13 protein-coding genes are annotated in these 14,823 nt (G+C 44.9%); 4 read left to right on the forward strand and 9 right to left on the reverse strand.

Annotation, left to right across the window (positions count from 1 at the left end; translation table 11 throughout):
• Window positions 1–34: 34 nt before the first annotated feature.
• The 5 genes from ACY652_RS03315 to ACY652_RS03335 form a co-directional block, all read right to left on the reverse strand.
• Window positions 35–529 carry a F0F1 ATP synthase subunit B gene (locus ACY652_RS03315; RefSeq protein WP_462266540.1) on the reverse strand — a complete coding sequence of 165 codons (495 nt, stop codon included), beginning with the start codon at window positions 527–529 and terminating at the stop codon, window positions 35–37.
• A 98-nt stretch (window positions 530–627) separates the two neighbouring features.
• Window positions 628–843: an ATP synthase F0 subunit C gene (atpE, locus tag ACY652_RS03320; protein WP_462266541.1), complete on the reverse strand. Its 216-nt coding sequence runs from the start codon at window positions 841–843 to the stop codon at window positions 628–630.
• Window positions 844–889: 46 nt separating this feature from the next.
• Window positions 890–1,942 carry a F0F1 ATP synthase subunit A gene (gene atpB / locus ACY652_RS03325; protein ID WP_462266542.1) on the reverse strand — a complete coding sequence of 351 codons (1,053 nt, stop codon included), beginning with the start codon at window positions 1,940–1,942 and terminating at the stop codon, window positions 890–892.
• A gap of 31 nt (window positions 1,943–1,973) precedes the next feature.
• Window positions 1,974–2,294: a hypothetical protein gene (locus ACY652_RS03330; protein ID WP_462266543.1), complete on the reverse strand. Its 321-nt coding sequence runs from the start codon at window positions 2,292–2,294 to the stop codon at window positions 1,974–1,976.
• 56 nt (window positions 2,295–2,350) lie between these two features.
• Entirely contained in the window at window positions 2,351–2,566 is a 216-nt protein-coding gene (locus ACY652_RS03335) for an AtpZ/AtpI family protein (RefSeq protein ID WP_462266544.1), read from the reverse strand.
• Window positions 2,567–2,638: 72 nt separating this feature from the next.
• Here ACY652_RS03335 and porW point away from each other — a divergent pair, with 72 nt between their 5' ends.
• From porW to uvrC, 4 genes are all read left to right on the forward strand, one after another.
• Entirely contained in the window at window positions 2,639–5,440 is a 2,802-nt protein-coding gene (porW, locus tag ACY652_RS03340) for a type IX secretion system periplasmic lipoprotein PorW/SprE (RefSeq protein WP_462266545.1), read from the forward strand.
• A gap of 3 nt (window positions 5,441–5,443) precedes the next feature.
• Window positions 5,444–7,681, forward strand: coding sequence for a penicillin-binding protein 1A (locus ACY652_RS03345; RefSeq protein ID WP_462266546.1), 2,238 nt, complete (start codon window positions 5,444–5,446; stop codon window positions 7,679–7,681).
• A gap of 74 nt (window positions 7,682–7,755) precedes the next feature.
• On the forward strand, window positions 7,756–7,887 hold the full coding sequence (locus ACY652_RS03350) for a hypothetical protein (RefSeq protein WP_462266547.1): 132 nt from the start codon (window positions 7,756–7,758) through the stop codon (window positions 7,885–7,887).
• Window positions 7,888–8,024: 137 nt separating this feature from the next.
• On the forward strand, window positions 8,025–9,872 hold the full coding sequence (gene uvrC, locus ACY652_RS03355; protein WP_462266548.1) for an excinuclease ABC subunit UvrC: 1,848 nt from the start codon (window positions 8,025–8,027) through the stop codon (window positions 9,870–9,872).
• Between the two features lie 51 nt (window positions 9,873–9,923).
• On the opposite strand, the gene porN is transcribed toward uvrC, so the two are convergent.
• From porN to porK, 4 genes are all read right to left on the reverse strand, one after another.
• Window positions 9,924–10,880: a type IX secretion system ring subunit PorN/GldN gene (gene porN / locus ACY652_RS03360; RefSeq protein ID WP_462266549.1), complete on the reverse strand. Its 957-nt coding sequence runs from the start codon at window positions 10,878–10,880 to the stop codon at window positions 9,924–9,926.
• A 7-nt stretch (window positions 10,881–10,887) separates the two neighbouring features.
• Window positions 10,888–12,405: a type IX secretion system motor protein PorM/GldM gene (gene porM, locus ACY652_RS03365; RefSeq protein WP_462266550.1), complete on the reverse strand. Its 1,518-nt coding sequence runs from the start codon at window positions 12,403–12,405 to the stop codon at window positions 10,888–10,890.
• Window positions 12,406–12,447: 42 nt separating this feature from the next.
• A complete protein-coding gene (gene porL, locus ACY652_RS03370; protein WP_462266551.1) occupies window positions 12,448–13,263 on the reverse strand; it encodes a type IX secretion system motor protein PorL/GldL in 816 nt (271 codons plus the stop codon).
• A gap of 66 nt (window positions 13,264–13,329) precedes the next feature.
• A complete protein-coding gene (porK, locus tag ACY652_RS03375; protein ID WP_462266552.1) occupies window positions 13,330–14,658 on the reverse strand; it encodes a T9SS ring complex lipoprotein PorK/GldK in 1,329 nt (442 codons plus the stop codon).
• Window positions 14,659–14,823 lie beyond the last annotated feature (165 nt).

Here is a 14,823-nt window from a genome sequence, read left to right on the forward strand (position 1 = left end):
TAATTTCGCTCCCCGCTCCTTTATCAAGGCCCACTTACTTAACGTTAACTTCTTTTAATAAATCGGCTACCAGCTGATCCTGCTCGCGCTGATTCTCAAATTGCTTGCGCAGGATTTTCTCTGCAATATCAACTGAAAGTACAGCCACCTGATTCTTTACATCGGCAAGGGCTATGGCCTTTTGGTTATTAATCTCAGTTTTAGCCCTTTCAATCATACGGGCGCCTTCAACATTGGCTGCATCTTTAGCTTCGTTGATAATCTGATCCTTCATCTGGCGGGCTTCCTTCAAAATAAGGTCGCGCTCGGCACGGGCCTGCTTTAATAAAGACTCATTTTCGCTGGTTAAACGGGCCATTTCTTCTTTAGCCGCTTCTGCTTTCAGCAAGGCGTCTTCAATGGTGCGCTCACGGTCATTAATGGCGCTCATGATAGGCTTCCAGGCAAACCTGGCCAGCAATATTAACAGAATGAAGAACGAGATGGTGGTCCAAAAAACCAATCCCCAATCCGGGGTAACTAATTCCATAATATATTTCTATTTATAAATTATATTTAACAGTGCGGTATTCATTGTAATAATACTGTCTGCCAGCCGCCAACCGCTGCCAGCAGACAGTAAAAGTTTTACTTAGGATTGTTACCCAACAGGGCCACAATTACACCGAAAAGCGCCACACCTTCAACCAAGGCAGCAGCGATAATCATTGCAGTTTGGATTTTACCAGAAGCTTCAGGCTGACGGGCAATACCTTCCATAGCTTTTCCGCCAATTTGGCCGATACCTAAACCAGCACCGATAACCGCTAAACCTGCACCTAAGGCAGCAATACTTCCAATCATGTTTGTTAAAAATTAAAAGTTAAATATAATATAAAGTTGTTTACAATTAATGATGATGCTCCTCTACTGCTGCACCTATAAACAAAGCAGTAAGCATCGTGAAAATAAAAGCCTGAAGAAAAGCTACCAGCAACTCCAGTACATCCATAAATATTACGAATGCAACCGAAACCGGCGCAATAAGCACACTTTTAAAGATAAAGATCAATCCGATCAGGCTCAGTACAATTACGTGCCCGGCCATAATGTTGGCGAACAGACGTACCATTAACGCGAATGGCCTTGATATGATACCGATTAACTCTACCGGCCACATAATGATATATAACCACCATGGCACGTTAGGCAGTAATATATGCTTCCAGTAATACTTATTTCCGTTAAAGTTAACAACAAGCAACACAACAAAAGCCAATACTAAAGTTACCGCAATGTTTCCCGTTAGGTTGGCGCCAAATGGGGTAAAGGGTATCAGACCGATGATATTATTGATCAGGATAAAGAAGAACACAGTTAACAGCAATGGCATAAAGCGCTGGTATTTATAACCGATGTTTGGGCGGGCAATATCATCGCGTACAAACATAATGATGGGTTCTACAAAAGACTGAAAGCCTTTCGGCGCTTTACCTTCGCGCTTTTTATAAGCCGAGGCTACGCTCAAAAATATAATCAGCAGAATGATGATGGACATCCATAAAGACACCACATTTTTGGTAATTGAAAAATCGTGTATAGTGGCAACTTCATTAACATTGCCTTCGGCATTAACCGCTTTAATTTTGCCTTTCTCCAAAGCATAGGTGTAATACTTACCTTGATACTTCTCTTCGCCCTCGTGCCCGAAGTGTGATGAGTTAAAAACTTCAATGCCTTTGTCAGTGTACAAAATCACCGGTAACGGCAAAGAGATCTTACCGCCAACATGAATAAAATGCGAATCGGCAATGTGCTCTAAAATGGTTTCGCTGGGGTCAAATTTCTTATCTTCTTTGGCCAGTTCATGGCGCACATCGGGTTGTGCTGCAAAAATGTTACATGCAAAAAAAGTGAGAAAAACGCCTAAAACAACGCTTGCTATGATTTTTTTTGAATTCAAAATGCGGCTTAAATACATTAAATAGAGCTTTTTACGTTTTATTTTGGAGCCGCAAGTTACTCAATAAGATGTAAACTTCAAAAACTGTATTTAATAAATATAAGTAAAAAAAGCACACGAGAAAATGAGCACTGTTGGCGGTATAAGCATGCAGATAAAATAGTGCAAAACCCATACAGGCCAGCAGCTTGACAATGGTAAAAATCAGGAAAAACTGTGCCCCTGCCCCATCGCCCCAACTTTGCCCCAGGGAAATGGTAGTAACCAATACCAGTGTGAGTACCGCGTAAAAGGCAAACATAAGCCAAAAGTGCGGCACCAGTTCGAACGGCGCATGGTAATATCCTGCCAATGCGGGGGGTATGGCTATAACAACCGTACACACAACATACCATAAAATAATACGTATCAATCCTTAAGCGATTTTAGCGTGATAAATAATGACACAAATACGCCCAGCAGCGAGAAAACCGCCGTGGCCCACTGCGTAGTGTGCTGATAATGTTTATCAATCTCGTACCCCACAAAGGTAAGCAGGCCGATGACGGCAATCATCTGGAAACCGATGCCGGTATATTTTAAGGCGTTGCTGACTTGTTTTTCGTTGGGCTGGTTCTCTGGCATGCGCAAATTTATTAATCCTGTTGCATACAATTTAGTATTTTAGCTTGCTATTATAAAATCCTTCATCCGGCTTTGAGAAAATCCTCGTTATTATTTGTACTGAGTGTGTTTACAGTGTTGCTGGCTGCCTGTTCTCTTGAAAAGAAAAACGCCGTTAACCGCAGTCTTCAAAACCTTACGGCGCATTATAACATATTGTTTAATGCCAATGAGGTGCTGAAAGCCAAGCAGGAAGCCCATGCCGCAGCTTATGCAGATGATTACACCGATATCCTCAGCGTTTATCAGGACACCATCGCCCATGCCGGCATTACAGCAACCGACCCGGATTTGGCTACAGTAACCAGCCGGGCCAACACCATTATTAATTTCAAAGAACAAAGCCACTATATTGGCAATGCCTACCTGCTTTTAGGCAAGGCCAGCTTTTTCAACGGCGACTTTTTCAACGCTACCGAATATTTTGGCTATGTGGTACGCTCGTACCGGCAGCAGCCCGAACTGGTGCAGGAAGCCCGCGCCTGGCAGGCCCGCGCCCTCATCTATCTGCAGCAATTGCCGCAGGCCAAAATGGTACTGGATACCGCTTTGCAGGATTTCGACCCAAAAAAGCGCAATGCGGCCGAAGTATACAGCGCCCGGTTACAATATGAACTGAAGGCCGAACATTATGCAGAAGCCGAAGCGATGGCGCAAAAAGCGCTGCAGGCAGGTTTAGATAAAAACCAGCGGCAGCGCACTACTTTTATACTGGCCCAGGTACAGGAACTGAACCGTAAACCTGAGGATGCATACGCTAACTACAGCCGTATTGTAAAGAGCAATGCCTCATTTATGATGGCCTTTAATGCCGAACTGAACCGCATCCGCATGGAGGATACACAAAACGGCCACCATATAAGCCGTGCCGACCGCCTGCGCGGATTACTGCGGAATGAAAACGACCTGGAATTTGCCGACCAGATTTATTACCAGTTAGGCGAATTGGCATTAACCGGTAACCAGTTGCCCGAGGCCATCAGGAATTATCACCTGTCCACACGGTACAGCCAGCATAATGCGGTGCAAAAGGGCCTGGCCTACCTGCGGCTGGCCGATATTTATTTTAAGAATGAAGGAGATTATGTAACTGCTAAAAGTTACTATGATAGTACACTGCTTAATTTGCCGCCTGCTTATAAAGGATATAACAGCATCCGCATTAAGGCCGATAACCTGCAGTTGCTGGCCGACCGTCTGCAAATTATTTCCCGCGAAGATACCCTGCAGCAGCTGGCAAGTTTAGATAATGCCAACCGCCAGGCCCATATAAACTTACTGGTAAACAAGTACCGGCAACAGCAACAGGCTGCTGTCCGGCCCGTGGATGCCAGCGATCCGTTTGCCAATACCGCTGCGCCAGCTCCGGTAACAAGCGGGCCCAATGGCAGCAGCTTTTACTTTTACAATGCCAGCGCCATAAGCCAGGGCTATACTGCCTTTAAGCGCGAATGGGGTAACCGGCAATTAGAAGATAACTGGCGGCGCAGCAGCCGCGCTAATGGCGATATCACCGTAAATACTCAAAATTCTACCAGAAATATTGACCCTGCCGTAGTACCTGACCAATTATCACGCAGCGAGGAAGATGTAAACACGGCTAACTACCGGCAACAGTTGCAGGCTGATATTCCATTTACTCCGGCGCAGGTGGAACAATCCAACACCCGTATTTACAACGCTTATCTGGACATTGCCAATTTCTATCGCGATGTATTAAAGGACCAGCAGGAGGCCATTAACATTTATGAACTGCTGCTTAAACGTTTTCCGGCTAATGCTAACACCCCGTTAATTTACTATAACTTATATCGGTTATACGCAGGTACAAATTCGGCGCGATCTGACAATTACAAAAATCTGTTGTTGAAAGATTACGCTCAAACACCTTATGCCAGAGTCATCCTCGACCCTGAGTATGCAACACGGATGAATGACCGCGATGCAGAACTGAAGGCACTTTATAATGAATTATATAACTCGTATACCAATCGCGATTATACACAGGTAATTGTACGCGCTAATCAGCTATTGCAGCAGTACCCAAATAATACACTGGCTGCCCAGATGGCTTATCTGCGTGCTATTGCTTTAGGTCATCAGGAAAAGTACCTGCCTTTCAGGAATGATTTGCAGCAGATTGCCAGCCAATACCCCAACGACCAATTAATTACACCGCTGGTGAGCCAGCACATGGCCTACGTGGATGCACATGCCCGTGAAATGTCGGCCCGGCGGTTTGCGCTGATGGACAACGACCCGAACGAGATACCATTCGTCCAGGCCCCTGCCGTACAGCAACCTGCCCAAACTGCTGCTGCGCCAGGCAAACAGCCTTTAGTTACTGCAACACAGCCGGCTGCTCCGCCACAGGTACAAGCGCAAAAGCCAAGGGTAGCCGCCATACGGCCCGTAAATACAAACTCACCTCCGGCAGTTGCAAAAACGGTTACGCCCGGGCAGGCAGCGCCCATGTTTTTTGAGCGCGACAGTACCAATTACTATTTTGTGGTAAATGTAGGCACCGGCAACAGTAATCTGTCCTCCTCCCGCTTTGGCATCGGGCAGTTTAACCGCACTACTTATCAAGGCAATGCCATCAGGCACCAGTTGAAACCGGTTGGAAATGATAATCAACTTATTTTTATCGGCAGGTTTTATACGCTGGCCGAAGCTAAGGAATATGGCCGCCGCATACTCCCGCTTATGCCGCAGATTATGAAAGTACCGGCAGATAAATACAGCTTTTTTATCATCACCCAAGAAAATCTGGATAAATTAGCCGACCGAAAAATGCTGGATAACTACACTGATTATTACCAGAAAACTTTTTAGACGATGATTATTAAAAATACTCCACAAGATACGCGCCGATACAATTGGTTGATATGGAAGATGGTAATAGGGGCATTCGCCCTGGTGATATTGATATTTGTACTTACCGCCTTTGGCGCTTTTGGCCCGCTGCCTTCTTTCCGCGATCTGGAAAACCCCAAAAGCAACCTGGCTTCTGAGATACTATCGGCAGACAATCATGTACTGGGCACTTACTATGTGCAGAACCGCTCGAATGTAACCTACAAGGAAATTTCGCCCAATGTAATCAAAGCTCTTATTGCTACCGAAGACAACCGTTTTATGGAGCATTCCGGCATCGATTTTGGCCGTACCTTTACTATAATATTTTATAACCTGATAGGTAAAAAGCAGGGCGGCAGTACCATTACTCAGCAGTTGGCACTCAACCTGTTTTCCGAGCGTTCGCATAACGTTGTTAAGCGTATACAGCAAAAATTGCAGGAGTGGATTATTGCTGTAAAACTGGAGCGCAATTATACTAAAGAAGAGATTTTAACCATGTACCTTAATACGGTTGATTTTGGCGCTTATAATACCTTTGGCATTAAATCGGCCGCGCGTACTTATTTTAATACTACACCGGCCCAACTCACGCCCGATCAGGCAGCGCTGCTGGTAGGCATGGTAAACGGGCCTTCTATATTTTCGCCTATTCGTCACCCGCAAAATGCCATTAACCGCCGCAACTTAGTTTTACACCGTATGGCTGCCGAAGGCTATTTAACCAGCGGCCAGGCTGATGAATATACCCAGAAACCATTAGGGCTGGATTTTCACCCTGAAGACCATAATGAAGGCCTGGCTACCTACTTCCGTTCAGTATTAAAAAAGGATATACAGCACATTTTAGATGAACAATCCATCAACAAAGCCGACGGTACACCTTATGATATTGACCGCGACGGCCTGCGCATTTATACCACGCTTGATTATACCATGCAGCAATATGCCGAAGAAGCGCAACGCGAATACATGAAAGATCTGCAGCATCAGTTTAATCAGCACTGGCGGGGTCATAAGCTCTGGAAAGAGATCAACAATTTCGCTTTATTGATGAATCAGGGAATGAAGCGTTCAGACCGTTATAAGTCATTAAAACTACAGGGGAAATCAGATGATGAAATTAAAGAAGATTTTAACAAACCTGATACGCTGAACCTGTTTACCTGGCATGGCAATATAGATACGGTAATGAAGCCGATTGATTCTATCCGTTATTGTAAAATGATGCTGCGCAATGCGGTAATGAGCATGGATCCTGTAACGGGCAATATTAAAGCATGGGTAGGCGGTATTGATTTTGCCCACTTTAAATATGACCAGGTACGCACCGGCACCCGGCAGGTAGGTTCTACCGCCAAACCGTTTACTTATGCGGTAGCAATTGCTAACGGTTATTCACCCTGCCAGCAGGTAGACAATGTACCGGTTACCATAGAGTGGGAAGGCACTACATGGACACCCGGCTCAGCCAGGTCAGAAACAGTGCCTGGCGTAATTACGTTGCGTAAAGCACTCGCCCGTTCGCAAAACTGGGTAACAGCTTATGTGATGAAAGAAGTTACCCCGCCGCCCGTACGCGATTTAATTAAAAAGATGGGCATCACCAGCGATGTACCTGCCTATCCTTCTATCTGCCTGGGTGTGTTTGATGCTTCGGTGTTTGACATGACAGGCGCTTACAGTGTGTTTGCCAACCAGGGCACCTGGACACAACCCACCTATTTACTGCGCATTGAAGATAAGAACGGCAACGTATTATATACGCATCACCCCAAAGTGGTGCAGGCCATGAATGAGCAAGATGCCTATGTAATGAATTATATGCTTAAGGGCGTAGTAGACGAAGGTACCGGCTGGCGCCTGCGCAGCAAATATGGCCTGCGCAACCCCATTGGCGGCAAAACCGGCACTACGCAAAACAATTCTGATGGCTGGTTTATCGGTGTTACGCCGCAACTGGTTACCGGGGTATGGACAGGCTGCGAGGACCGTGATATACACTTCCGCTCCACCAACTTAGGTGAAGGTGCTAACAGTGCATTACCTATTTTTGCTTTGTACATGAAAAAGGTATATGCCAACAAAGCGTTAGGCATTAAACAAAACGTTGATTTTGCACCACCTAAAAATGGTGTAAATGTTACGCTTGATTGCGGCGCTTACAGCCAGCAACAGCAAGGCAAAAATGAAGTGGATGATAAATTAGGCTTTTAGTCTGTTTACACTATCAGATTTATCAAACAATACTTCCTGGATACAATCCGGTTGGTTACAAGGAACACGGCATTATGCTGATACATAACCATTTCTTCCGCTATGTGATTGCCTGCAGCACCAAAAATGATGAACCTGTTTATTCCAATACAATGTTTGTAAAGCATTGCCATATCATTAATCCCCTGTTACAGCAAGCCGCTTAAAAAGCGCTCTTATCACACAATTTAACGCTTGCAAGCGTTAATCTTTCAAGTGAGCATCATAAAGGAAGTTTTGTTTACAGAAGTTTTTCACAACTGCTGCCCGAATGATGCTTATAGCTTTTTGATATTATCTATATATGGCAAGCTTTGATTATAAGGAAGCATTAAAAAAAATACCCCATAAGCCCGGTGTATACCAATACTGGGACGAACATAACGAATTGATTTACATTGGTAAGGCTAAAGACCTCCGTAACCGTGTCTCCTCATATTTTGTAAAAGACCACCACGTAAACTCGAAGACCAAGGTATTAGTTTCCAAGATCAGGAACATTACCTTTACCATTGTGGATAGTGAGGTAGATGCCTGGCTGCTTGAAAACAGCCTCATCAAAAAACATCAGCCACGCTACAATGTGATGCTGAAAGATGATAAGACCTACCCCTGGATTATCATCAAGAATGAAAACTTTCCGCGCATATTCTGGACCCGCCGCATTGTACGCGATGGTTCAAAGTATTTGGGCCCCTATGCCTCAGTAAGCATGATGCATACCATATTAGGGCTGATACGCGAAACCTACCCTTTACGCACCTGCAACCTGGCGCTTACTCCACAAAATATTGCTGCCGGAAAATTTAAAGTATGCCTGGAATACCAGTTGGGTAATTGTAAAGGCCCCTGCCAGAATTTTCAATCAGAGCCGGATTATAACAACTGCATCAACGAGATAAAGGATATCCTGAATGGCAAGATCAACGGGGTGATACGTGATATGAAGCAGGAAATGGAAACTGCTATTGGTAACCTGGATTTTGAAGGAGCCCATCGTTACAAGCGCAAGTTAGACCTGCTGGAAAACTACCAAAGTAAATCTACCATTGTTAACTCGTCTATAACCGATGTAGATGTATTCAGCATTGCTTCGGAGGAAAAATATGCGTTTGTAAACTTTTTAAAAGTGATGAACGGCACCGTGATTCAGACGCAAACCCTGGAATTGAAAAAGCGCCTGGACGAAAGTGATGCAGAACTGTTGTCATTAGCTATATCAGAGTTCAGGAGCCGATACAACAGTCAATCAAAGGAGATTATTGTGCCTTTTGAAATGGAGCTTGACGACCCGAATATCAGATTTACTGTACCCAAATTAGGGGAAAAGAAAAAGCTGCTTGATCTTTCGCAGAAGAATGTGCAGTTCTTCAAGCGCGAGAAGATTGACCAGTATGAAAAGCTAAACCCAGAGGTAAAAACCGAGCGTTTGCTTACGCAAATGATGAAGGATTTGCGCATGAACACGCTGCCCCGGCATATTGAGTGCTTTGATAACTCTAACTTCCAGGGTAAGTACCCGGTATCGGCCATTGTAGTGTTCCGGGATGCACGACCATCTAAAAAAGATTATCGCTTTTTCAATGTAAAAACAGTGGAAGGCCCGAATGATTTTGCCACTATGGAGGAAGCGGTGCACCGCCGTTACCGCCGCCTGCTGGAGGAGGGCCAGGAACTGCCCCAACTGGTAATTATTGACGGTGGAAAGGGGCAACTCTCTTCGGCTTTAAAAAGCTTAAAACTTTTGGGTATTGATAAACAGCTCACGATTATTGGTATTGCCAAACGATTAGAAGAATTGTATTATCCCGGCGATCAATATCCATTGTATTTAGATAAAAAATCGGAAACATTAAAAATCATACAGCAATTGCGCGACGAAGCTCACCGCTTTGGCATTACGGCCCACCGCAAAAAGCGCGATAAGGGTACATTAGCCACTGAACTGGAACTGATACCCGGCATTGGTAAACTTACTGCAGAGAAGCTATTAAAGTACTTTAAATCCGTAAAAAAGATAAAAGAAGCTAAAAAGGAAGAATTGCTTGAAGTGATAAACTTAAAACAAGCCAAAGCAGTGCTGGAGTATTTCACCAGTGAGGCGACGCCCCCTAACCCCCTAAAGGGGGAACAGGAGATTGACTTTGTATAATAAGCCAACTTCTGTTCCCCCTTCAGAGGGTTAGGAGGGCGAGGCTGTTGCCTAATAACTCCACAACCCTAACTCCCAATCCATTAAGGATTTCTTGATGCGCTCTGATTCATACAAACGGTCAATACCCTGTGCATAATCTTTGATACGCTCATCTTTATCGTTAGATTGTTTAACGATGTAACTGGAAAAAATTCGCTTCATGAAGACGTCATCGAAACTTAATCCTGTGGCATCGCTATTGCGGCTCATGGCTTCTTTTACGGCCAGTACCTGGCGGGCTTCAGGAAAGTATATCCAAAATGCCGGCTGATAATCGGCATCAACGCCATTACCAATTTTGGGTTTTACCATTGGCGCTATGCCAACAATGCGCGGTTCAAAGATAGAGCGCTGACGGTCGAACACCCAATCTTCCTTTACACGAAATTTAATAACGCTGTCTGCATTAAACTCACCGGCTACAATCTTAGAACCTATCTTATCTCCTGTTTTGGAATCGAACTGGTCTACAACCGAGCTATCGGCAAATTTAGCCATAGCCTGGTCAGGCTTTAGCGGAATTGAAAAGCTGTCACCATTAGGGTCGTCTTTTGTTGGAGTAGGGTCATAAGCCGTAAGCTCGCCTGCCATTACCGCATTCATCAGTACATCCACCAACCGCGCTTTAGGTGAACCCAAATACTGGTTCATTTTTTCACGCAGGTCAATCTCCCGCCATACACGTTTTTGAAATACCACATCAGCCTCGCGCAGGTTGGCATAAGGCGTAACCCTTGCGCTAAGGATATTGGTTTTTTTATAATAGCCATCCAAAGGCCGTTCAAATGGTTTTACCTGTGTAACGGCCTTGGTATCTGCCTGGGTTCCTAAAGCCGTTTGCTGCGGCTGCTGAGCAACCGTAGTTGCTCTTTTGGGCGCTGCCTTACGCGTAGTAGTGCGGCGCCGTTGCGCCATACTGCTTACACATACCAAACACAAAGCCGCTACCAGTAATTTCTTTTTCATGGATGCCTTAGTTTGCAGTTAACAAAATATCATTCAGGCCGCGGGGCTGCCCATCAGGGCCTACAGCTACAATATTGCTGAGTGCTACCCGTGTACCCGGACCAACAGAACCCAATGCCGATTTCATGGCTCCGCTTAATTCACCGCCTGAGCTGGTATAAGTAAGTACATCCTGGCGTGGGCGTAAAATAGACATAGTAAAGCGGGTTACATTAAATTTTGCATCAAAGTCAAATCCTTCTAGACGAGCAAATACCCGGTCCTGTCCTTTGATGTTGGCTGAACTGGTAGCACCACCGCTTTTGCCTGCAAATACGGCAATAGGATCAGGGATACGCTTTACACGGAAGTCCATAGCGCCTAATACTCCGCCCTTTTTACTGCTTACGGTAATCTTAGCCATCCCGGGGCTGCTTACCTTAACGGTATAGTGGCCGCCTGAACCACTCAACGAGCCGCCGCTCATATTCACATTAATATCCTCTTTGGCTACACCCGGCGCTGAAACCGATACAGGATTAGGCACACCAATGTACAATACATTCATTTTATCAGGTGAAACCACAGCCGAAGGCCGGGCTACCATATATTCACCGCTTACACGCGCTGTTTGCGCCTTAGCACCATTCACACCTGGAATGGTAATTAAGCCTGAATATTTATGTAAGCCTTCACCACTTGCGGTTACAGTGTAAGTACCTTTACCGCCAGAAACCGGGATGGCAGCGCCGTTTATGGTTATGTTAGGATTCGAGCTTTTATCAAAGGCAGTAAGGTAAATATCAGCAGTATATTTTTGCCCTGCTATGATATAACTACTTGGTGCCACAGCAGCACCTACAAATGTATTCAGCGTTACCTGTGCCTGGTCTACCTTGCCTAATATCTTCTTAACTACTTCACTTTCTGAGTTCTTAGCATCTGCCTGTACCTTGTTCAGGGATGTCATGGCGGCACCCATAGGTATACCATCGCCAAAATAACCTTCCTCCCAAGTCATTTTCGCGTCACCGGGCTTTGGCTTTGGCGGTAGGGTTACCAAATCTAAACGTACACCTGCTGAGTCGCGGCCCAGCAAGTCCATTAATTTCTTGCGGGTTTCATCAATCTTTAAGCGCAGCTTCTCACCATTTTTATTGTTGATCATCAAGTCGGCAGAAACATCTAAATTATCTCTTCCCTTATAATCACCAATATTTTCGTCAAAACCACCACTCTTTTGAATTAACTGATTTTTCAATCCTTCTACATATCCATCCAGGTCTTTTACGAACTGAGTGGCCTGCATTGCCTTATCCTGCAATGGTTTTGCCCGGTCAGGCTGCTCCTTTATTTTTTGCTGAAATGCATCATAAGTATTTTTTATACCGGTTTGTACATTTGCCTTTGATGCGTTCAGGCTGTCGCTGATATTTTTAAATGCATTGAGCAAGCTATCCGGTACATTCAGTGCAATTAAGCCTAATAGTACCAGGTACAGAATGCCAATCATTCGCTGCCTTGGGGTTTCCTTGCCTCCAGCCATTTGCCGTAATTATCTATTGTATGTATAAATCAATCGGGTTAATTAAGCACGCGGCTGGTTCATTGCGGTTAGCATATTGCCATACACAGCATTCAGCGAAGCCAGGTTTTTTGCCAGATGGCTTACTTCCTGCTTAAAGTTTTGCGTATCGGCTACCGAATCATTAAAATTTTGCATGGTTAATGATAAGCCCTGATAAAATTTGTTCATCGCTTTTAAATGCGCGCTTGAATCCTGCAGTTCTAACTCGTATACAGCATTTAAAGCCGATAAATTTTTAGCCAGGCTGTTTACCTGCTCATGGTAGGCTTTTGAATCTACATTGGTAGAAGCCATCTCGTTTAAGTTAGCTGATGCCTTTGAAAAAGCATTGCTCAAGTTATCGTAACCGGCAGAAGCCGCTTTTATCTTGGTGGTAAACTCGGTGGTTGCAGTACCAGCATCAGCCACATTTGAAATAGAAGCTACCTTATCACCAAATGAACGCAGGCCATCTCCCAGGTTGCCAATAAGCTCAGGGCTGATCTTTGCATCCGCCAGCATTTTGTCTAACGCAGCAGTGTTACCCGTAGAAACAGGGGCAGCAGCTACCTGCAAACGGCTTGATGATTTTGGCAGTTCGCCGTTGAAATCGTCAGATAGTTCAGGATAGGCGCGTGTCCAGTCCACATCATTGTTTTCTTCCGGGAATACGCCCAGCAAGAAAAACAATACAGCTTCTGCACCTAAGCCAATGGTAATGAATGTAGACGCATAAGGCCAGTGCTGAATTTTAAATAATAACCCGATGATTACAACAGTTGCACCAATAGAGATGATACTGCCCATACCATACTTTGATTTTTTCTTAACAGCCATAAGTTTTGTAGTAGTTTGTAGTTTAGTTTTAATTGGAAATCAAAAAAGTGTGAAGTATGATGAAGTTTAGCGTTTATCTTTAATATCGCGCCCCAGGAAGTGGCTTACCGAGCGGAAACCCACGTAAGATTTTGCAGTGTCCTGATATTCGTAGCTGCGTGTTGCATTCTGCAGAAAATAACCAATGTCCTTCCATGATCCCCCCCTTACCACCTTACGTTTCAGCACTTCAGGATCGCTCGCTTTAGCTTCATAATTAAATGTTGGCGACATATCGTGCACAAAGGTAGAAGCCGATTCATCGAAGGCAGATTGCGTCCATTCAGCTACGTTACCAGCCATGTTATACAACCCGTAATCATTAGGAAAATAAGCCCGGACGTTTACGGTATAAGCGCCGCCATCATCCGTGTAGTTACCCCGGCCGGGTTTAAAGTTAGCCAGCAAGCACCCCTTTGCATTTTTTATATATGGACCGCCCCAAGGGTAATCAGTGCCAATACGGCCGCCGCGTGCAGCATACTCAAACTCAGCCTCGGTTGGCAGGCTGTAGCCCTGGCGGCGCGGCAAGCCGCGCTTATCCTTGTATGCATCATTATAACGCCCGCGCCAGGTATTAAAAGCACGTGCCTGCCGCCAGGTAACCCCTACCACCGGGTAATTACGGTAGGCAGGATGTGAAAAGTAGCCTTCTACCATAGGCTCATTGGCAGCATACGAAAAATCGTTCAGCCACACCAGCGTATCCGGGTATACAGGTACTGTATCCCTTAAAATAAAATCGGAGCGGCGCTTGGTTTTATCAAAGCGGTAGTTAGATGCGCTACGCAGATCAACCAAAGCATAGTTATATTTCAGCAGGCGGGTATCCAGTTCGTTACGGTCAAAAATACGGTCATCGCCCTGATAGAACATGCTTTGCAGCTTCTGGCTGTTATCTCCGTTTCCGCCCTTGCCACGTGCAGCACGGAAAGGATCATTCTTTTGTACATAATCCCAGTTGATGTATTTCTTTCCGTTGGCATTGGCGGCCTGCCCTTTGGGGGTCAGGTAATATTTTTGGTCGTTCAGGTAGTTGGTAATAGCAATAGAATCACGCACCCATTTCACAAACTGCTTGTACTGGGAATTGGTTACCTCGGTTTCATCCATAAAGAAGGGCGAAACTGTAACCTGCTTGGTTTGCGCAATTTGTGCAAAGGTTACATCCTGATCGGTTTGCCCCATCAGAAATGAGCCACCCGGAATATAAACCATACCATAAGGAACCTCTGCCCTGAAGGAGCGCTGGCGGATACCAGTTACCTCCCCGCGGTCGCTGCCGCCGCTTAAACCGCCGCAGCTTGCCAAAACAGCGCACAAAATTGCAAATAACAGTGTGTATTTATATTTCATCTACCAACAAGCTATCAAACACTAATAGTAAAAATCAATTTGTCTCCTAAATTAGAGAACTTATCGTATTAATTGTAATGCTTACCATGTTAATTTTTTAATTACCGGGTTAACTAAGCACCTTTTAAATTAAAAACCAATATGTGTTACAGCACCGGGCAATAA

The sequence above is a fragment of the Mucilaginibacter sp. genome (assembly GCF_965200995.1).
Taxonomy (GTDB): domain Bacteria; phylum Bacteroidota; class Bacteroidia; order Sphingobacteriales; family Sphingobacteriaceae; genus Mucilaginibacter.

Coding starts and splice junctions, on each gene's coding strand:
- ACY652_RS03350 (WP_462266547.1), top strand. CDS start 7,756: ATGCTGATACATAACCATTTCTTCCGCTATGTGATTGCCTGCAGCACC.
- porL (WP_462266551.1), bottom strand. CDS start 13,263: ATGGCTGTTAAGAAAAAATCAAAGTATGGTATGGGCAGTATCATCTCT.
- ACY652_RS03315 (WP_462266540.1), bottom strand. CDS start 529: ATGGAATTAGTTACCCCGGATTGGGGATTGGTTTTTTGGACCACCATC.
- porM (WP_462266550.1), bottom strand. CDS start 12,405: ATGGCTGGAGGCAAGGAAACCCCAAGGCAGCGAATGATTGGCATTCTG.
- porN (WP_462266549.1), bottom strand. CDS start 10,880: ATGAAAAAGAAATTACTGGTAGCGGCTTTGTGTTTGGTATGTGTAAGC.
- ACY652_RS03345 (WP_462266546.1), top strand. CDS start 5,444: ATGATTATTAAAAATACTCCACAAGATACGCGCCGATACAATTGGTTG.
- ACY652_RS03335 (WP_462266544.1), bottom strand. CDS start 2,566: ATGCCAGAGAACCAGCCCAACGAAAAACAAGTCAGCAACGCCTTAAAA.
- porK (WP_462266552.1), bottom strand. CDS start 14,658: ATGAAATATAAATACACACTGTTATTTGCAATTTTGTGCGCTGTTTTG.
- uvrC (WP_462266548.1), top strand. CDS start 8,025: ATGGCAAGCTTTGATTATAAGGAAGCATTAAAAAAAATACCCCATAAG.
- atpE (WP_462266541.1), bottom strand. CDS start 843: ATGATTGGAAGTATTGCTGCCTTAGGTGCAGGTTTAGCGGTTATCGGT.